The sequence below is a fragment of the Pseudomonas mosselii genome (assembly GCF_005796105.1).
GTDB classification, from domain to species: Bacteria; Pseudomonadota; Gammaproteobacteria; order Pseudomonadales; family Pseudomonadaceae; genus Aquipseudomonas; species Aquipseudomonas mosselii_C.
In genome coordinates, this window is the sequence record NZ_VAUO01000016.1 from 35,835 (window position 1) to 55,808 (window position 19,974).

Below are 19,974 nucleotides of genomic sequence, written 5' to 3' on the forward strand. Positions count from 1 at the left end.
GCATGGAAATGCGCGCAGATCTAGTGATTGTCGGTGCCGGTATGGTCGGCAGCGCCCTGGCCCTGGCCTTGCGTCACAGTGGCCTGGAGATTCTCCTGCTCGATGGCAGTGCGCTGTCGGTCAAACCGTTCGATGCGCAGGCGCCATTCGAGCCGCGCGTCAGTGCCCTGTCGGCGGCCAGCCAGCGTATCCTCGAGCGCCTGGGTGCGTGGGAAGGCATCGCCCGGCGACGGGTGTCGGCGTATTCGGACATGCACGTCTGGGACGGCAGCGGCACAGGCCAGATCCACTTCTCGGCTGCCAGTGTGCATGCCCAGGTGCTGGGGCATATCGTTGAGAACCGGGTGGTGCAGGACGGCCTGCTGGAGCGTCTGCACGACAGCGACGTGGGCTTGCTACCCAACGCGCGCCTGGAGCAATTGCGCCGCTCGGGTGACGAGTGGCTGCTGACCCTTGCCGATGGCCGCCGCTTGCGCGCGCCGCTGGTGATCGCCGCCGATGGCGCCAATTCCGCCGTACGCCGCTTGGCCGGCTGCGAAACCCGCGAGTGGGATTACCTGCACCACGCCATCGTGACCAGCGTGCGTTGCAGCCAGGCGCACCGCACCACGGCCTGGCAGCGCTTCACCGACGAAGGCCCGCTGGCGTTTCTGCCGTTGAACCGGGACGGCCAGCAGGATTGGTGCTCGATTGTCTGGTCGACTACCCCCGAGCAGGCCGAGCAGGCCATGGCAATGGACGATGCCGCGTTCTGCCAGGCGCTCGAGCGCGCTTTCGAAGGGCGCCTGGGACAGGTGTTGGCGGCAGACCCTCGGCTCTGCGTACCGCTGCGCCAGCGCCACGCCAAGCGCTATGTCCAGGAAGGTCTGGCGCTCATCGGTGATGCGGCCCACACCATCCACCCGCTGGCGGGGCAGGGGGTGAACCTGGGCTTTCTTGACGCGGCGGTGTTGGCCGAAGAGCTGGTACGGGCCTGCGAGCGCGGCGAGCGTCTGGCCGATGTGAAGGTGCTCAGCCGTTTCGAGCGTCGGCGCATGCCACACAACCTGGCCTTGATGGCCGCCATGGAGAGCTTCGAGCGCCTGTTCCAGGCCAACCCGCTGCCGTTGCGCTGGCTGCGCAACAGTGGCCTGAAGCTGGTGGAGCAAATGCCCGAGGCCAAGGCCTTGTTCGTGCGCCAGGCACTGGGGCTTTCCGGGGACCTGCCGGCGCTGGCCAGGGCTTGAGGCCAGGCGCGGGGCGCACCGCTGCGACGTGCCCCGCAACACCTTCTGCAACATCCGGTAACTGCTCCAGGGATGAGCGCAAAAATGGGATTCACTACCATTCGCACCTCTCATTTCAGCGAGGAGTGCCCCCATGTTGCCCCGCAAGCCCCTACTGGCCGCTCTGGCCCTCACCCTGTTCGGTGGCACCGCCCAGGCAGCCGACGAAGTGGTGGTGTATTCCTCGCGTATCGACGAGCTGATCAAGCCGGTGTTCGACGCCTACACCGCCGAAACGGGTGTGAAGGTCAAGTTCATCACCGACAAGGAAGCGCCACTGATGCAGCGCATCAAGGCCGAAGGGCAGAACGGCGTGGCCGACCTGCTGCTGACCGTCGATGCCGGCAACCTCTGGCAGGCCGAGCAGATGGGCATCCTGCAGCCGATCAAGTCGAGCATCATCGACCAGAACATCCCGCCGCAGTACCGCGCTTCGTCGCATGACTGGACCGGCCTGAGCCTGCGCGCGCGGACCATCGTCTACTCCACCGAGCGCGTCAAGCCCGCTGAACTGAGCACCTACGAAGCCCTGGCCGACAAGCAATGGGAAGGCCGCCTGTGCCTGCGCACGGCGAAGAAGGTGTACAACCAGTCGCTGACCGCCACCCTGATCGAGAACCACGGCGAGGCTGCCACCGAGAAGCTGGTCAAAGGCTGGATCAACAACCTGTCCACCGACGTGTTCTCCGATGACAACGCGGTGATCCAGGCGATTGCAGCCGGCCAGTGCGACGTCGGCATCGTCAACACCTACTACTACGGACGTCTGCACCAGCAGGATCCGAAGCTGCCGGTGAAGATTTTCTGGCCCAACCAGGGCGACCGTGGTGTACACGTCAACCTTTCGGGTATAGGCCTGACCAAGCATGCACCGCACCCGCAGGCCGCCACCAAGCTGGTGGAATGGATGACCGGGGAGAAGGCGCAGAAGCTGTTTGCCGACATCAACCAGGAATTCCCGGCCAACCCGCAGGTCAAGCCATCGCAGGAGGTGGCGGCCTGGGGTAGCTTCAAGGCAGACAGCATCCCGGTGGAAGTGGCCGGCAAACGCCAGGCCGAAGCCATCAAGCTGATGGACCGGGCTGGCTGGAACTAAGCGCCAGGCTTTATCCTTGCGGGGCCTTCTGCGGCCCCTTCGCGGGCAAGTCCGCTCCCACCGGTTCTGCGAATACGGCCCTGGTGGGCGCAGGCATGCCCGCGATGCGATTGTACCGCCACCGAGATCTTTGCCCTTGCCCCACACCCCTCAACGCCGCTGGTACGTCCCCGTCGGCCTCACTGTCATCCTGGTGCTGCTGCCGCTGAGCGTGCTGCTGCTGTCCTGGCAAACGGTCGACGGGCAGATCTGGGCGCACCTGCTCGATACCCAGATGGGCCGATTGCTGGGCAACACGCTGACGTTGGTGGTGGGCGTGGGTGTGGGGGTGAGCGTGCTGGGTGTGAGTCTGGCGTGGCTGACCAGCCTTTGCGAATTCCCCGGGCGGCGCTGGCTGGACTGGGCACTCATGCTGCCGTTCGCCATCCCGGCGTATGTGCTGGCGTTCGTGTTCGTCGGCCTGCTGGACTTCGCCGGCCCCGTGCAGACCGCACTGCGCGAAGTGTTCGGGCCCATGCGCCTGCCTCGGGTGCGCTCCACCGGTGGCGTGATCACCGTGCTGGTGCTGGTGTTCTATCCCTATGTGTACCTCTTGGCGCGTACCGCCTTCCTGGCCCAGGGCAAGGGCCTGATGGAGGCTGCGCGGGTACTGGGGTTGTCGCCGCTGCAAGCGTTCTGGCGAGTGGCGCTGCCCATGGCGCGCCCTGCCATCGGCGCCGGTATCGCGCTGGCGTTGATGGAGACCCTGGCCGATTTCGGCGCGGTGGCGGTGTTCAATTTCGACACCTTCACCACCGCCATCTACAAGACTTGGTACGGCTTCTTCAGCCTTTCCAGCGCGGCGCAGTTGGCCAGCCTGTTGCTGTTGGCGGTGATTCTAGTGCTGTACGGCGAGCGCCGTGCGCGCGGTGCCAGCCGTAGCGGCCACGAGCGGCCACGCGGGCAGGCGCTGTATCACCTGCATGGCCTCAAGGCCTGGGCGGCCAGCGGCTGGTGCCTGCTGGTATTCGCGTGCGCGTTCGTGATCCCGCTGCTGCAACTGCTGGCGTGGTTCTGGCAACGCGGCCGGCACGACCTCGACGAGCGCTACGTGAGCCTTGTGCTGCACACACTCTACCTGGGTGCGATGGCCGCGCTGGTCACGGTATGCGTGGCCCTGCTGCTGGCTTTCGCCCGGCGTCAGGCGCCGACCCCTGCGGTTGCTGCCGGGGTCGGGCTGGCCAACCTGGGGTATGCCTTGCCAGGTTCGGTCCTGGCGGTAGCGATCATGTTGGCGTTCAGTTACTTGGACAACCAACTGGTGATCCCGCTGTCGCTATGGCTCGGTGGCGCTGGCAAGCCATTGCTGCTGGGCAGCCTGTCGGCGCTGTTGCTGGCGTACCTGGTGCGCTTCATCGCCGTGGCCTATGGTCCGCTGGAAAGCAGTCTTGAGCGTATCCGCCCGTCGCTGCCGGAGGCGGCACGCAGCCTCGGGGTTTCGGGGCCAGGATTGTTTTTCAGGGTGTATCTGCCGCTGCTGGTGCCCGGTGCCCTGAGCGCTGCGCTGTTGGTGTTCGTCGACGTGCTCAAGGAAATGCCGGCCACCCTGCTGATGCGCCCATTTGGCTGGGATACGCTGGCGGTGCGGGTGTTCGAGATGACCAGCGAGGGCGAGTGGTCGCGGGCCTCGCTGCCAGCACTGAGCCTGGTGCTGGTTGGCCTGTTGCCAGTTATTGGCCTGATCCGCCGTTCGGCCCATCGTCCGGGACAATCGCGCTAAGGGTGTCAGGCCGTGCCCTTGCGGCTACAATGCGCGGCATTCGCGCGGCGGCTCCTACAAGAACAGGTGGTGAATAAACACCGCCCACCCGCCGCCTCGCCACGCCCGGAAGGAGAAACCCATGGGACAGCGTACGCCTCTGTATGACTTTCACCTGGCGCTTGGCGCCAAGATGGTCGACTTCGGCGGTTGGGAAATGCCCCTGCATTATGGCTCGCAGGTCGAGGAGCACCATCAGGTGCGCAGTGATTGTGGGGTGTTCGATGTCTCCCACATGACGGTGATCGACATCGACGGCGCCGCCGCCACGCCCTGGTTGCAGCACGTATTGGCCAACGACGTGGCACGCCTGGAGCGCCCCGGCATGGCACTCTATAGCCCTCTGCTCAAGCACGACGGCGGGGTCATCGACGACCTGCTCGCCTATCGCACCGAAGACGGCTACCGCCTGGTGGCCAACGCTGCTACCCGTGACAAGGTCATGGACTGGCTGCGTGCTCAGAGCGAGGGTTTCAAGGTCGGCGTGCACGCCCGGCCGGAGCTGGCGATTCTGGCGATCCAGGGCCCGCACGCCCGCGAAAAGGTCGCCGCGTTGCTCAGTGCGTCGCGCGCTGCCCTGATTCGTGAGCTGCGTCCGTTCGAGGGCGTCGCCGAAGCTGACTGGTTCATCGCGCGTACCGGCTATACCGGTGAAGACGGCCTGGAGATCATCCTGCCGGGTGATCAGGCGCCTGCGTTTTTCAACGACCTGGTGGGCGCCGGCATCGCCCCGAGCGGCCTTGGCGCACGTGATACCTTGCGTCTTGAGGCCGGCATGAACCTCTATGGCCAGGACCTCGACGAAGCCCATACCCCGCTGACCTCCAACCTGGGCTGGAGTATCGCCTGGGAGCCCGCCGCCCGCGCGTTCATTGGCCGTACCGGCCTGCTGGCGGAAATCGAGCAGGGCGTTAAGGAAAAATTGGTCGGGCTGGTGCTCGAAGAGCGCGGTGTATTGCGCGCCCATCAGGTGGTGCGGGTATCCGGGATTGGCGAAGGGGAGATCACCAGTGGTAGTTTCTCGCCTACGCTGAGCAAGTCCATTGCCCTGGCCAGGGTGCCCATGGCCACTGGCGAGCGTGCCGAGGTGGAGATTCGCGGCAAGTGGTACCCGGTACGGGTGGTCAAGCCCACCTTCGTGCGTCACGGCAAGATCCTGATCTGAACATTCAACGGCGGGCCGACCGCTGACCCAAACGAGGAAGACAAGATATGAGCAAGATTCCCGCCGACCGGCGTTTCGCCGAGAGCCACGAGTGGGCCCGCCTGGAAGCCGACGGCAGCGTGACTGTGGGTATCAGCGATCACGCCCAGCAGGCCCTGGGTGACGTGGTGTTCGTCGAGCTGGCCGAAGTCGGCAAGGTCTTCGCCGCTGGCGACGTTGCTGGCGTGGTCGAGTCGGTGAAGGCCGCATCGGACATCTATGCCCCGGTGAGTGGCGAAGTGATCGCCGTCAACGACGAACTGGCCGACAGCCCGGAACAGCTCAACGAAGACCCTTATACCTCGTGGATCTTCAAGCTCAAGCCAAGCGACAAGGCCGAGCTGGACAAGCTGCTCGACGCTGCCGGCTACAAGGCCGCTATCGGCGAATGATCGTTCGCCGAGCATGCCCCTCCTGCTAGGAGCGGGCTTGTTCGGCGATAGCGTGCGCTGCACAAGCGTAATAATCCCCGCACAATCGGCAATCCTTCCTAGACTTGTAAGTCTCCTAGAGAACTGGTCCAGGAAGAGATCTCGCCATGTCCCAGTCGCGCTCCCTGCGTCAACTGCACGTCGCCAACCCGTTCCTACAACGCCACCTGGGGCCCGATGCCCAGGAGCAGCAGGCCATGCTCGCCGCGCTGGGTGTCGCCAGCCGCAGCGAACTGATCGAGCAGACCGTACCGCCGGGCATTCGCTTCAATGGCCCGCTGGCGCTACCTGCGGCCCTGGACGAGCAGGCCGCGCTGGCCAAGCTTGCCGGCTACGCCGCACAGAATCAGCTCTGGACCAGCCTGATTGGCATGGGCTACCACGCCACCCTCACGCCTACGGTGATCCTGCGCAACGTGCTGGAAAACCCGGGCTGGTACACCGCCTACACCCCCTATCAGCCGGAAATCGCCCAAGGTCGGCTGGAAGCGTTGCTGAACTACCAGCAGATGGTCATCGACCTCACCGGCCTGCCGTTGGCCAATGCCTCGCTGCTGGACGAGGCCACCGCTGCCGCCGAGGCCATGGCCCTGGCCCGGCGTGTCGCACGCAGCAAGAGCAACGCGTTCTTTGCGGACGAGCATTGTCACCCGCAGACGCTCTCGGTACTCAAGACCCGTGCCGAAGGCTTCGGTTTCGAGATGATCGTCGATGCTGTGGATAACCTTGGCCAGCACGCGGTATTCGGCGCCTTGCTGCAATACCCCAACACCCATGGCGAGGTGCGCGACCTGCGCCCGCTGATCGACCAGTTGCACAGCCAGCAGGCCTTGGCCTGCGTTGCCGCCGATATCCTCAGCCTAGTGGTGCTCGCCCCACCCGGCGAGCAAGGGGCGGATGTGGTGCTGGGTTCCAGCCAGCGCTTTGGCGTGCCCATGGGTTATGGCGGACCGCATGCGGCCTATTTCGCTTGCCGCGACGACTACAAGCGGGCCATGCCTGGGCGCATCATCGGCGTGTCTCGCGATGCGCGTGGCAACACCGCCCTGCGCATGGCGCTGCAGACCCGCGAGCAGCATATCCGCCGCGAGAAGGCCAACTCGAATATCTGCACCGCGCAAGTGCTGCTGGCCAACATCGCCGGCTTCTATGCCGTCTACCACGGCCCTGAAGGCCTGCGCCGCATTGCCCAGCGGGTGCATCGGCTGACCGCCATCCTTGCCGCTGGGCTGCATAGCAAAGGCCTCAAGCGCCTCAATTCGCATTTTTTCGACACCCTTACCCTGGACGTCGGCGGCACCCAGGCTGCGATCATCGAAAGCGCCGAGGCCGCACGCATCAACCTGCGCATCCTCGGGCGGGGGCAGCTGGGTGTGAGCTTGGATGAAACGTGCGATGAGTCCACCGTGCTGAAGCTGTTCGACATCTTCCTGGGTGTCGACCATGGCCTGGATATCGATGCCCTCGACCAGCAGGCGCTGGCCGAGGGCATCCCCGTTGCGCTGCTGCGGCGCACGCCTATCCTGCAACATCCGGTGTTCAACCTGCACCACAGCGAAACCGAGATGCTGCGCTACCTCAAGCAACTGGAGAACAAGGACCTGGCGCTGAACCAGTCGATGATCCCGTTGGGTTCATGCACCATGAAGCTCAACGCCAGTAGCGAGATGATTCCCATCACCTGGCCTGAGTTCGCCCAGCCGCACCCCTTTGCGCCTGCGGCGCAGATGCAGGGCTACAAGGCGATGATCGACGAGCTGGAAAGCTGGTTGTGCGCCATCACCGGCTTCGATGCTATCTGCATGCAGCCCAACTCCGGTGCCCAGGGTGAGTACGCCGGGCTGATGGCGATCACCCGCTACCACCGCAGCCGCCAGCAGCCGGGGCGAACGCTGTGCCTGATCCCATCCTCGGCGCATGGCACCAACCCGGCGTCGGCGCAGATGGCCGGCATGGAGGTGGTGATCGTCGAGTGCGACGTGCACGGTAACGTCGATATCGACGACCTCAAGGCCAAGGCTGAAGCCGCCGGGGAGCGACTGTCCTGCCTGATGGTTACCTACCCGTCGACCCATGGGGTTTACGAGGAAGGCATTCGCGAGATCTGCGAGGTGATCCACCAGCACGGTGGCCAAGTGTACATGGATGGCGCCAACCTCAACGCCCAGGTCGGGCTGACGCGTCCGGCCGACATCGGCGCCGACGTTTCGCACATGAACCTGCACAAGACTTTCTGTATCCCCCACGGTGGAGGAGGGCCGGGCATGGGCCCGATAGGCGTGCGCGCCCACCTCAAGCCGTTCGTTGCCAGTCACCCGGTAGTGCCGGTGCCTGGGCTGGACCCGAACAACAGCGCGGTCAGCGCCGCGCCCTGGGGCAGCGCCAGTATTCTACCGATCAGCTGGATGTACATCGCCATGATGGGCTCGCAACTGGCTGATGCCAGCGAAGTGGCGATCCTGTCCGCCAATTACCTGGCCTGTCAGTTGCACGATGCTTTCCCGGTGCTCTACCGTGGTCGTAACCAGCGCGTGGCGCATGAATGTATCCTCGACCTGCGCCCGCTCAAGGCGCTTACCGGCATCAGCGAGGAGGACGTGGCCAAGCGCCTGATGGACTATGGCTTTCATGCCCCGACCATGTCGTTCCCGGTGCCGGGCACGCTGATGGTCGAGCCCACCGAGAGCGAGTCGAAGGCCGAACTCGATCGTTTCGTCGAAGCGATGCTGGCGATCCGGGCCGAGATCGATCAGGTGCAGGAGGGCCACTGGCCCGCCGATGACAATCCGCTCAAGCACGCCCCGCATACCTTGGCCGATGTGCTAGTACCGTGGCATCGCCCCTACAGCATCGAGCAGGGCATCGCCCCCAGCGCTCACGCGCGCCAGCACAAGTACTGGCCGGCGGTGAACCGGGTCGACAACGTCTATGGGGACAGGAACCTGTTCTGTGCGTGTGTTCCGTTGCAAGCCTATCGCTAACGGGCGGGGGCTCTCGCGCAGGGGCTTGATCGAACCTGCGCGAGAACGGGCTTATCCGACGAGGCTCACTCGGCCACGGCGTTCTTGGCCAGGATCGCGTTGGCCAGGTCCATGTCACTGGCCTGCACGCCTGGGTTGTCGGCGCGCACTTGGCGAATGGCCGCTTCCAAGAACGGGCCACGGATAGCCCCGTCGCTGGCGACGAAGCTGCCGGCATCGTCCTGGGCAGCGACGATCAGCTTATGGTCCTTGAAGGTCAGGTAGGTCGAGGCAGTAGTGGCTCCCGACGAGATGATGTTGCGCCAGAAGCCGTCGGCCATGGCCGAACCGATGGGCAGTGCGAACAGGACGGTGGCTGCGATGGCTGTTTTGAAACGCATGGTGAATCACCTCGGTCGATGAGGGTTGTGGATATGTTCGCTTTGATCCTCCTGCCCTGATCCAAGTTCCCGGCCACGCGGGGCATTTGTCGGTTATCCACAGACCCTGAGCACCTCCTCCACGCAGGTCATGCCCCGGTTTATGCGGTCTTCGCCACAGCGGCGCAGGTCACGCATACCCTCGGCCTGTGCGTACTGGTGCAAAGCCGCCAAGTCCACGCCGGGGGTGATCCGCTCACGCACGCCGTCGCTGACCCTGAGCAATTCGAACAACCCGGTACGGCCGTGAAAGCCGGTTCCCCGGCATTGCTGACAAACCTGCCCGTTCGCTTGCGTCGTGGGGTGGCACAGCGGGCACAGCATCCGCACCAAGCGTTGCGCCATGACGCCGATCAGCGTGGCCCTGATCAGGTAGTGGGCCACGCCCATTTCCAACAGGCGGGTGATGGCGGCGCAGGCATCGTTGGTGTGCAGGGTCGAGAGCACCAGATGCCCGGTCAGGGCCGCCTGCACCGCCGCCTGCGCGGTTTGCGCGTCGCGGATCTCGCCGATCATGATGATGTCTGGATCCTGGCGCAGCATGGCGCGCACGCCGTCGGCGAAACCCAGGTCCAGGGCGGGCTGCACCTGTAACTGGTTGATCGCAGGTTCCAGGCGTTCGATGGGGTCTTCGATGCTGCACACGTTCATCTGCGGGGTCGCCAGGTGTCGCAGGCTGGCGTAGAGGGTGCTGGTCTTGCCGGAACCGGTGGGGCCAGTCACCAGCAGAATGCCTTGGCGTTGGCTGAGCAGAGAGCGCCAGCGCTCCAGCAGGGTGCCTTCCAGGCCAAGACATTCGAGAGTTTCGTGGCGTTGCCCGGGATCAAACAAGCGCAGCACCAGTTTTTCGCCGAACGGCGTTGGCAGGGTGGAAAGCCGCAGTTCGACCTCGTCGCCGCCGGGCAGGCGACGCTTCAGGCGACCATCCTGTGGCCGGCGTTTTTCTGCCACGTCCATGCGCCCCAGGTGCTTCAGGCGGCTGCTCATCGCCAGCGTGACCCCTGTCGGGAACGCATAGACCGTGTGCAGCAGGCCATCGATGCGCAGGCGCAGGTGGCCTTGTTCGCGGCGGGGTTCGAGGTGGATATCGCTGGCGCGTTGCTCGATGGCGTACTGCAACATCCAGTCGACCACATGCACGATATGCGCATCGTCCGCCGCAGCAGGCCTGTTTCCTGCGCCCAGCTCCAGCAGTTGTTCCAACTCGCCGAGCGCGGCGGGTTGCTGCTGGTCGGCGCCCTGTACCGAGTGGGCCAAGCCAAACAAGGTGGCGGCGAGCTGGCGAATCTGCGTGGGGCTGGCCACGACCCGGCGTACGCGCTTGCCCAGGCTGCGGGCCAGGTCGGCCTCCCAGTCCCGTTGGTAGGGCTGGGCACTGGCCACGGTCACGCTCGTGGCGTCGATGGCTATGGCGAGGATGCCGTGGCGCCTGGCGAAGGCGGCTGACATCAGTGCGCCAACCTGGGCTAGGTCGACTTGCAACGGATCGATGTGCACGTAGGGCTGCTTTACCCGCGCCGCCAGCCACTGGCAAAGGCGTTCAAGGCTCAGTTGCTGGCCGGGTTGTTTCGGGTCGGGCAAGGCCAGCCCTGCGATCAGTTCGAGTGGGTGTTCGGCGGCATTGGTCTGGGCCCGCTCCAAGGCCTGAAGGGCTGCGTTGGCGGTGATCCGTTGCTCGTCCAGCAGGGCGTCGAGCAGGCGGCGCAGGTCGAGATCCAGGGTGTCGTTGGCGAGCATGGCGGCATCCTTGCCAGGTGGTTGGACCTGGAAGGCTAGCCGCACGCGGCAGCCTGCGAGCCGGCAAAGGGTTTCCGAACTTTACCGTGATGCACTGGCGCCGGCAGCGACCTCAGCCAGCTGCGGTAGGTTTTCCAGGCTGACCTGGGCGACGCAGACCAGGTTGCGCAATTTTTGTGCGATCACCTCGGCGCGATGCCAGCTCAGGCCGCCGATGCCGATACGCACGTCGAACAGGTCGTCGTGTTGCTCCACGTGCAGGCTGTGCGGCGTCAGGAACTGCAAGGCGAAGAGGTTGAGAATCCGGCACAGGCTGTCGGGTTCGGCCTCGGCGTGCAGGTGGTAGTGCACGGTGCTGTGGGCGGCCGAGGCGGCCCAGGCATCGAGGCGGGGTGTGGCCAGGGGGCGTTCGAGTGCGTTCATGCTGGATCTCCGCGAAAGTGGGGAAATTCTTGCACGTCGATTCGGGTATTGTTTCGCTATAACTCAACCAATTCCCGTTGATAGCGAATTGAACAATTCATAAACATGCCAATTGGAGAATCAATCATGCAGGGCGGGTTGGATGCCTATGATCGTCGGATTCTGGAATTGCTACAGGAGGACGCCTCGCTCTCCAGCGCGCAGATCGCCGAGCGCGTGGGGCTGTCGCAATCACCGTGCTGGCGGCGTATCCAGCGCTTGAGGGAGGAGGGGGTTATTCGTGGCCAGGTAACCCTGCTCGATCGCAAGAAAGTTGGGCTCAACACGCAGATCTTCGCTGAGGTAAAGCTCAACGCTCATGGGCGCTCGAACTTTGCCGAGTTCACCGAGGCGATTCGCGGGTTCCCGGAAGTGCTGGAGTGCTACGTATTGATGGGGGCGGTGGATTTCCTGCTGCGGATCGTCACCTCGGATATCGAGGCGTATGAGCAGTTCTTCTTTGAAAAGCTGTCGAACGTGCCGGGTATTCAAGAGGTGAACTCGATCGTGGCACTGTCGGAGATCAAGAGCACCACCAGCTTGCCGCTGGGCCGCTGAGCGCCGCCGCGTAGGAGCGGCCTTGTGCAGCGATGGGCTGCAAAGCAGCCCCAGGATTTGTGCGGCAGCTGGGATTCTTGGGGCTGCTGCGCAGCCCATCGCGGCACGAGGCCGCTCCCACAGGGTACGCGGAGCGCTTGCGAAATCAGTTCTCTGCGCGACAGCGCAGCCCAAAGGGCTGGGTGATCACCTACAGGTGCAGCGCTTGCTTCTGGCGTAGGAGCGGGTTTACCCGCGAATGCGCACAGGTCAGGCCTTGAGCAGTTGCTTCCAGGCGCGGTTTTGTTCGATGGCGCGAGCCTGCTCGATGCGCGCTTCCAGCAGTTCGTCCTGGTTTTCTTCGCCCAGCGCTTGTTCGGCTAGCTCGTGCAGCTTGTTCAACTCGCCGTATAAGCGGTCTTGCTGCGGGACATCGAGTACCTGGCGAGCATGATGCAGCCAGGCCAGGATGCCTTCGATGCGCGGCAATTGCTCGGCCAGGTCTTCCGGGCGTTGCACGTACAACGGCAGCTTCAACGCGCGGGCCTCTTCACCGAGCTGGTGGTGCAGCCAGCTAGCCAGTTGCGCCTTGCCCTGGCGCTCGCCACGGCCCTTGCGCTCGACGGTCCATGCACGGGCAGTCAGCCAGCGCGCGGTTTCCAGCGAGAACTGGCCCCAGCGTGGGTCTTGCAGCTCTTCGGCGAACTGTTCGGGCGCGGCGCGACGAATGTCTTCGTCGTCATTGCCCGCCTGTACCAGCGGGCGCCAGTCTTCCAGCAGCGCGTCGAGGCTCGCGCGCAGGGCGCGGGTGACCGGGCGCGGAGCTGCCTGGCCAAGGCTTGCGGTGAGCGCGCGCAGTTCGGCCAGGCAGCGTACCCAGTCCTGCAGCAGGCGCCAGTGGCCGTTGTGGCGATATTGTTCGGCCAGGCGCTGGCTGCTGCCCAACAGTTGCCAGGCCAGCGCGGCATAGGCGTCGTCCAGTGGCATTTCGGCGTCCAGCTCGCTGGCAGGCAGGTCCAGCTCGTAGCTGTTCTCGTCCAGCAGGCGGTAACCACGCTCGGCCTTGCTGATATCGCACGGCATCAGTGCGACGCTGGCGGACAGCTCGGCGGCCAGTTCCAGCAGGGCTTCGGGCGCACCTTCGCGCAGTTCAAGTTCCAGCTCGCAGATTTCTTCCTTGCGCTTGCCGGCAATCACGAAACCCTGGTCCAGGGCGGCTTCGATCACCACCTTGGCCTTGCCACGGCCCCAGGAGATCTCGGCGTATTCACGGGTGAAGTCGGTGGTGAACAGCGGCTTGATGGTCTTCTTGTCCAGCTCGGCCAGTTGCTCGGGCCAGCAGGTGGCATCGAGCTTCTTCAGGTCGAGCTTGACCTTGTCCAGGTGCCATTCGTACTCGTTGCGCTCGGACAGGCCAGCCACGCTTTGCCCGCGACACTTGAGGGTCTGGATGATGACCTCGCCGTCGCGGCGCAGGCGCAGCGCCACGCGCGCGGCGGACAGGTCGCGCTCAGGGGTGTCGAAGTATTGATTGAGCAGTTCGCGGGTCTGCCAGCCGGACTTGTTGCGCTTTTTCAGCAAAGGGTGCTCGCGCAGGGCGGCAAGGGTCTCGCGGCTGGCGCGGAGTTTGAGTTCGGTTTCTTTGTGCATCGCGGGCTCGCAGGGAGGGGCATCGTGGGTGGGGAGTCTACAGGAGTCGGTTGTAGCCTGCCGGATTTGGGCGCCGGTAATGGGTTGCCCTGCGCAGGGAAGGCGTTGTTATGATGCCCGCATGCTTTTGAGGAGTTCGCGCATGCCGTTGCCGTCGCTGAAAGACCAGTTCGCCGCCCTGATCGCCGCCCCGTCGGTCAGTTGCACCCAGCCTGCGCTGGATCAGTCCAACCGTGCGGTGATCGACCTGCTGGCCGGCTGGCTTGGCGATCTTGGCTTCAACTGCGAAATCCAAGAGATCACCCCCGGCAAGTTCAACCTGTTGGCCAGCCGTGGCAGTGGCCCTGGCGGTCTGGTACTGGCTGGCCACAGCGACACCGTGCCCTACGACCCGCAACTGTGGAGCAGCGACCCGCTCAAGCTGACCGAAGTCGATGGCCGTTGGGTGGGCCTGGGCAGCTGCGACATGAAAGGCTTCTTCGCCTTGGTGATCGAGGCGGTGACGCCACTGCTCGAACATGATTTCAAGCAACCCCTGCTGATCCTCGCCACCTGCGATGAAGAAAGCTCGATGTCCGGCGCCCGCGCCCTGGCCGAAGCCGGCCAACCACTCGGTCGCGCTGCGGTGATCGGCGAACCCACCGGGCTCAAGCCGATCCGCATGCACAAGGGCATCCTCATGGACCGCATCGATATCCTGGGGCGCAGCGGCCATTCGTCTGATCCGAGCCTCGGCCACAGCGCCCTGGAGGCGATGCACGCGGTAATGGGCGAATTGATGGACCTGCGCCGTGGATGGCAGGAAAAATACCGCAACCCGCAGTTCACCGTTCCTACGCCGACCATGAACTTCGGCTGCATCCACGGCGGCGACAACCCCAATCGCATCTGTGGCCAATGCGCCCTGGAGTTCGACCTGCGCCCGCTGCCTGGCATGGATGTGGAGCAGTTGCGCGCGGCGATCCGCAGCAAGCTGGCGCCACTGGCCGAGCGTCACGAAGTCCGCATCGACTACGCCCCGTTGTTCCCCGAGGTGCCGCCGTTCGAGCAGGCTGCCGACGCCGAGCTGGTGCAACTGGCCGAACGCCTGACCGGCCATCGCGCCGAAGCGGTGGCCTTTGGCACCGAAGCCCCTTATCTTCAGCAGCTCGGTTGCCAGACCATCGTGCTGGGGCCTGGCGACATTGCCTGTGCCCACCAGCCCGGCGAATACCTTGAAATGTCACGCATCGAGCCTACCGTGCGTCTATTGCGTGACTTGATCCGGCACTATTGCCTGACCTAAACGTCCATTGACCTGATTCGTTCCTGCCTAGAGGAGACCGCGCGTGACCGCAAGCCTGATCCGACGATGACTTTCGAACGTTGTGCGCCTTTTCGTTCTCCGTTCACTTATCCACAGGCCCTGTCATGCCCGATTACGTCAACTGGCTGCGCCATGCTTCTCCCTACATCAACGCCCACCGCGACTGCACCTTCGTGGTCATGCTGCCCGGTGATGGCGTCGCCCATCCGAATTTCGGCAACATCGTCCATGACCTGGTGCTGCTGCACAGCCTCGGCGTGCGACTGGTACTGGTCCACGGCTCGCGCCCGCAGATCGAAAACCGACTGGCCGAGCGCGGCCTGACCCCGCACTACCACCGTGGCCTGCGCATCACCGATGCGGCCACCCTGGATTGCGTGATCGATGCCGTGGGCGCCCTGCGCCTGGCCATCGAAGCGCGTTTGTCGATGGACATCGCGGCCTCGCCGATGCAGGGTTCGCGTCTGCGGGTGGCCTCGGGCAACCTGGTGACCGCGCGGCCCATCGGTGTGCTCGAAGGGGTTGACTACCACCACACCGGCGAAGTGCGTCGGGTCGACCGCAAGGGTATCAGTCGCCTGTTGGACGAGCGCTCCATCGTGCTGTTGTCGCCGCTGGGCTACTCGCCGACCGGGGAAATCTTCAACCTTGCCTGTGAAGATGTCGCCACCCGTGCAGCCATCGAGCTGGGTGCCGACAAGCTGCTGCTGTTCGGTGCTGAGTCGGGGCTTCTGGACGAGCAGGGGCGCTTGGTCCGCGAGCTGCGTCCGCAGCAGGTTGCTCCGCACCTGCAACGCCTGGGCAGCGATTATCAGGGCGAACTGCTCGATGCTGCCGCCGAGGCCTGCAAGGGCGGTGTGGCGCGCAGTCACATCGTCAGCTACGTCGAAGACGGGGCGCTGCTCAATGAACTGTTCACCCGCGCCGGTGCCGGTACGTTGGTGTCACAGGAGCAGTTCGAGGTGGTGCGCGAGGCGACCATTGAGGACGTGGGTGGTCTGCTGGAGTTGATCAGCCCGCTGGAAGAGCAAGGCATTTTGGTGCGTCGTTCGCGAGAGGTGCTGGAGCGCGAGATCGAACAGTTCAGCGTGGTGGAGCGCGAGGGCATGATCATCGCCTGCGCGGCGCTTTACCCGATCGCCGAGTCCGACGCGGGCGAGTTGGCGTGCCTGGCAGTGAACCCTGAGTACCGACATGGCGGGCGTGGCGACGAGTTGCTCGAACGCATTGAGTCGCGTGCGCGTGCGCTGGGGCTCAATACCTTGTTCGTGCTGACGACGCGTACCGCACACTGGTTCCGTGAACGTGGATTTGCGCCGAGTGGGGTAGAGCGCCTGCCGGCAGCGCGCGCTTCGCTGTACAACTACCAGCGCAATTCGAAGATTTTCGAGAAGTCGCTCTGAGGCCGTTGCCCCTGGTAGGAGCGGCCTTGTGTGGCGAAATGGCCGCTCAGCGGCCCCAGAATCTCGGCATCCCGCAGGATCGCCGGGGCTGCTACCCAGCCCTCTCGCGGCACAAGGCCGCCCCTACACGACCGGGCAAGCTGGAACTTCCCAGGCTTACGCGGACATTGTAGGAGCGGCCTCGTGTTGCGAAAGGGCCGCAAAGCGGCCCAATTGGCTTAACTGACTGGCATTACGCCCTTGGGGCGGCGTTTTCGTTTACACGGTATGCAGGTACCAGTTGTACTCGAGGTCGGAGATCGAGTGCTCGAACTCCTCCAGCTCGCTCTCCTTGCACGCGACGAAGATGTCGATGTACTTCGGATCGATGTACTTGTTCAGGATCTCGCTGTCGTCCAGCTCGCGCAGTGCATCGCGCAGGTTGTTCGGCAGGCTCTGCTCCAGCTGTTCGTACGAGTTGCCCTCGATCGGCTCGCCTGGCTCGATCTTGTTGGTCAGGCCATGGTGCACGCCGGCCAGCACGGCCGCCATCATCAAGTACGGGTTGGCATCGGCACCCGCGACGCGGTGCTCGAGACGCACCGCATCCGGCGAACCGGTAGGTACGCGCAGGGCCACGGTACGATTGTCCAGGCCCCAGCTTGGCGCATTCGGTACATAGAATTGCGCGCCAAAACGGCGGTAGGAGTTGACGTTGGGGCACAGGAAGGCCATCGAGGCGGGCAGGGTCTCGAGCACACCGCCGACAGCGTGACGTAGCGCGGCGTTCTGCTCGGGATCCTCGCTGGTGAAGATGTTGTTGCCATCTTTGTCCAGCACGGAAATGTGTACGTGCAGGCCGTTGCCTGCCTGGCCCGGATAGGGCTTGGCCATGAAAGTGGTGTCCATCTCATGGTCGTAGGCGATGTTCTTGATCAGGCGCTTGAGCAGCACCGCGTAGTCACAAGCCTTGAGCGGGTCGGCGACGTGGTGCAGGTTGACTTCGAACTGCGCCGGAGCGCTTTCCTTGACGATGGCGTCGGCAGGGATGCCCTGCTCCTTGGCGCCTTCCAGGATGTCTTGCAGGCAGTCGGCGTATTCATCGAGGTCGTCGATCAGATACACCTGGGTCGACTGCGGGCGCTTGCCCGAGATCGGCGAGCGTGGCGGCTGTGGGCGGCCGTTCACGTTTTCCTGGTCGATCAGGTAGAACTCCAGTTCGAATGCCGCACAGATGGTCAGGCCCATTTCGGTGAATTTACTCACCACCTGACGTAGCACTTCGCGTGGGTCGGCGAAGAACGGCTCGCCCTCGAGTTCGTGCATGGTCATCAGCAGTTGCGCGGTGGGGCGCTTCTGCCACGGTTCGTTGGAGAGGGTGCCGGGAATCGGATAGCAGATCCGATCGGCATCGCCGATGTCCAGACCGAGCCCGGTGCTTTCTACGGTCGAACCGTTGATGTCCAGGGCGAAGAGGGAGGCCGGCAGGTTGATGCCTTTCTCGTAAACCTTGTGAAGGCTCGTGCGTTCGATTCGCTTGCCACGAACCACACCATTCATATCTGCAATCAGAAGGTCAACGTAGAGAACCTCAGGATGTTCCTTAAGGAACGCGTTCGCTTCGTTAAGCTGAACGGCACGCGGGGGTACCGACATGATGCAACACCTTTGTTGTTAAAAATATCAATCAAGGGGGGCTTGCAACCTCAGTCAATCGGAAAGACCAGGTGAAGTCAAGCCAGCCCCATGATGCCCTTAAATGGCACATCTACGGCAGATTTGCTGCATATCGGGGCGTGCCATTATCCGCTATTTTCGTCCCGAAAGGTGATTACGAGCGGGGCGTGTTTTATTTTTTACGGAGTGGTTGTGTAAAAAAATGAACAAGGCTAAGCTCGGTCACAACCCAGAACACAATAATACGAGGGTCACATGGTCCGCCTGCCGAGACCTGAAAACACCGCTTGCACGGTGCGCTCAGGCACATCTCCCGGTTGCCGTCCGGTCATTGCACACCTGCAACAGTGGGTGAGTGCACTGGCCGCAATAATTGACGGATTGCACAAAAAAGCCATACCTCGTAACGCTTTGCCCTACCTCTTGTTGGTCTCCTGCCCATTGGTTTTTTCACGGACTCACCTGTACCGGGTGTTTCCACGGTCGTCCTGCGCAGGGGATTTTGCTTTAGCCATGCACACCCTCCAGAATCAAGGCGCGGGCCTGTCCAGGCCCCTCGGTGCCGTGTGCGCCGCCCTGGAACGACGCCTGGCGTCCATGGCCGCCGGTTGCCCTCAACCTGGCCACATTACCTCCTGAGGTATTTATGAGTAACAACCTCGACCAGCTCACCGATTGGTTGAAAGAGCACAAGATCACCGAAGTGGAATGCCTGATCAGCGACCTGACCGGCATCACCCGAGGCAAGATCTCGCCGACCAACAAGTTCATCGCCGAAAAAGGCATGCGCCTGCCTGAGAGCGTGTTGCTGCAGACTGTGACCGGCGACTACGTCGATGACGACATCTATTACGAACTGCTCGATCCGGCCGACATCGACATGATCTGCCGCCCCGACGAGAACGCGGTGTTTCTCGTGCCCTGGGCCATCGAGCCGACCGCCCAGGTGATTCACGATACCTACGACAAAAAGGGCAACCCGGTCGAGCTGTCGCCGCGCAACGTGCTTAAGAAAGTGCTCAAGCTCTACGCCGACAAAGGCTGGCAGCCCATCGTCGCACCTGAGATGGAGTTCTACCTGACCAAACGCAGCGAAGACCCGGATTTCCCGCTGCAACCGCCAGTAGGCCGCTCTGGTCGCCCGGAAACTGGCCGGCAGTCGTTCTCCATCGAGGCGGCCAACGAATTCGACCCGCTGTTCGAAGATGTCTACGACTGGTGCGAGCTGCAACAGCTGGACCTCGACACGCTGATTCACGAAGACGGCACCGCGCAGATGGAGATCAACTTCCGTCATGGCGACGCGCTGCACCTGGCCGACCAGATCCTGGTGTTCAAGCGCACCATGCGCGAGGCTGCGCTCAAGCACAACGTAGCGGCCACCTTCATGGCCAAGCCGATGACCGGTGAGCCAGGCAGCGCGATGCACCTGCACCAGAGCGTGGTGGATGCTGTCACCGGCAAGAACATCTTCTCCAACCCTGATGGCAGCATGAGCGAGCTGTTCCTCAACCACATCGGTGGCCTGCAGAAGTTCATCCCCGAGGCCTTGCCGCTGTTCGCCCCGAACGTCAACTCGTTCCGCCGCTTCCTGCCCGACACCTCGGCGCCGGTGAACGTGGAGTGGGGCGAGGAGAACCGTACCGTCGGCCTGCGCGTGCCGGATGCCGGTCCGCAGAACCGCCGGGTGGAAAACCGCTTGCCGGGTGCCGACGCCAACCCGTACCTGGCCATCGCCGCGAGCCTGTTGTGCGGCTACATCGGCATGGTCGAAGGCATCGAGGCCAGCGCTCCGGTGCAGGGGCGTGGTTACGAGCGACGCAACCTGCGCCTGCCGCTGACCATCGAGGATGCCCTGGAGCGCATGGAGAACAGCCGTGCGCTGGTGCAGTACCTGGGCAAGAAGTTCATCACCGGCTACGTCGCCACCAAGCGCGCCGAGCACGAGAACTTCAAGCGCGTCATCAGTTCCTGGGAGCGTGAGTTCCTGCTCTTTGCAGTGTGATCAACCCTGAGGCCGCCTGCGCGC

Annotated in this window: 15 protein-coding genes; 10 read left to right on the forward strand and 5 right to left on the reverse strand. The window is 63.8% G+C overall.

Going from position 1 to position 19,974, the window contains the following annotated elements; genetic code table 11:
- The first annotated feature begins 8 nt into the window (after positions 1–8).
- From FEM01_RS21765 to gcvP, 6 genes are all read left to right on the forward strand, one after another.
- A complete protein-coding gene (locus FEM01_RS21765) occupies positions 9–1,226 on the forward strand; it encodes a 2-octaprenyl-3-methyl-6-methoxy-1,4-benzoquinol hydroxylase (protein WP_171031011.1) in 1,218 nt (405 codons plus the stop codon).
- A 133-nt stretch (positions 1,227–1,359) separates the two neighbouring features.
- Entirely contained in the window at positions 1,360–2,361 is a 1,002-nt protein-coding gene (locus FEM01_RS21770; RefSeq protein WP_138221521.1) for an extracellular solute-binding protein, read from the forward strand.
- Between the two features lie 136 nt (positions 2,362–2,497).
- Positions 2,498–4,120 (forward strand): ABC transporter permease, encoded by a 1,623-nt coding sequence (locus FEM01_RS21775; RefSeq protein ID WP_138221522.1) that lies wholly within the window; start codon positions 2,498–2,500, stop codon positions 4,118–4,120.
- Positions 4,121–4,241: 121 nt separating this feature from the next.
- Complete coding sequence (gene gcvT, locus FEM01_RS21780; RefSeq protein ID WP_138221523.1) at positions 4,242–5,324, forward strand: glycine cleavage system aminomethyltransferase GcvT; 1,083 nt, start codon at positions 4,242–4,244, stop codon at positions 5,322–5,324.
- Positions 5,325–5,371: 47 nt separating this feature from the next.
- A complete protein-coding gene (gene gcvH, locus FEM01_RS21785; protein WP_138221524.1) occupies positions 5,372–5,755 on the forward strand; it encodes a glycine cleavage system protein GcvH in 384 nt (127 codons plus the stop codon).
- 146 nt (positions 5,756–5,901) lie between these two features.
- Entirely contained in the window at positions 5,902–8,775 is a 2,874-nt protein-coding gene (gene gcvP / locus FEM01_RS21790; protein ID WP_138221525.1) for an aminomethyl-transferring glycine dehydrogenase, read from the forward strand.
- A 65-nt stretch (positions 8,776–8,840) separates the two neighbouring features.
- Here the strand turns inward: gcvP and FEM01_RS21795 are convergent, their stop codons facing one another.
- The 3 genes from FEM01_RS21795 to FEM01_RS21805 form a co-directional block, all read right to left on the reverse strand.
- Entirely contained in the window at positions 8,841–9,155 is a 315-nt protein-coding gene (locus tag FEM01_RS21795; protein WP_138221526.1) for a DUF2388 domain-containing protein, read from the reverse strand.
- Positions 9,156–9,248: 93 nt separating this feature from the next.
- Positions 9,249–10,931, reverse strand: a complete 1,683-nt coding sequence (locus FEM01_RS21800) for a GspE/PulE family protein (protein ID WP_138221527.1) — start codon at positions 10,929–10,931, stop codon at positions 9,249–9,251.
- 81 nt (positions 10,932–11,012) lie between these two features.
- Positions 11,013–11,354 carry a hypothetical protein gene (locus FEM01_RS21805; RefSeq protein WP_138221528.1) on the reverse strand — a complete coding sequence of 114 codons (342 nt, stop codon included), beginning with the start codon at positions 11,352–11,354 and terminating at the stop codon, positions 11,013–11,015.
- Between the two features lie 126 nt (positions 11,355–11,480).
- On the opposite strand from FEM01_RS21805, the gene FEM01_RS21810 reads away from it, so the two are divergent.
- Positions 11,481–11,951: an Lrp/AsnC family transcriptional regulator gene (locus FEM01_RS21810; RefSeq protein WP_138221529.1), complete on the forward strand. Its 471-nt coding sequence runs from the start codon at positions 11,481–11,483 to the stop codon at positions 11,949–11,951.
- A 249-nt stretch (positions 11,952–12,200) separates the two neighbouring features.
- On the opposite strand, the gene FEM01_RS21815 is transcribed toward FEM01_RS21810, so the two are convergent.
- Complete coding sequence (locus tag FEM01_RS21815) at positions 12,201–13,580, reverse strand: inorganic triphosphatase (protein WP_138221530.1); 1,380 nt, start codon at positions 13,578–13,580, stop codon at positions 12,201–12,203.
- Positions 13,581–13,722: 142 nt separating this feature from the next.
- On the opposite strand from FEM01_RS21815, the gene argE reads away from it, so the two are divergent.
- Positions 13,723–14,865 (forward strand): acetylornithine deacetylase, encoded by a 1,143-nt coding sequence (gene argE / locus FEM01_RS21820; RefSeq protein ID WP_138221531.1) that lies wholly within the window; start codon positions 13,723–13,725, stop codon positions 14,863–14,865.
- A gap of 125 nt (positions 14,866–14,990) precedes the next feature.
- On the forward strand, positions 14,991–16,289 hold the full coding sequence (gene argA / locus FEM01_RS21825; protein WP_138221532.1) for an amino-acid N-acetyltransferase: 1,299 nt from the start codon (positions 14,991–14,993) through the stop codon (positions 16,287–16,289).
- Positions 16,290–16,547: 258 nt separating this feature from the next.
- Here argA and FEM01_RS21830 read toward each other — a convergent pair whose 3' ends face one another.
- A complete protein-coding gene (locus FEM01_RS21830) occupies positions 16,548–17,924 on the reverse strand; it encodes a glutamine synthetase family protein (RefSeq protein WP_138221533.1) in 1,377 nt (458 codons plus the stop codon).
- A gap of 667 nt (positions 17,925–18,591) precedes the next feature.
- Here FEM01_RS21830 and FEM01_RS21835 point away from each other — a divergent pair.
- Positions 18,592–19,950: a glutamine synthetase family protein gene (locus FEM01_RS21835; RefSeq protein ID WP_138221534.1), complete on the forward strand. Its 1,359-nt coding sequence runs from the start codon at positions 18,592–18,594 to the stop codon at positions 19,948–19,950.
- Positions 19,951–19,974: the final 24 nt, after the last annotated feature.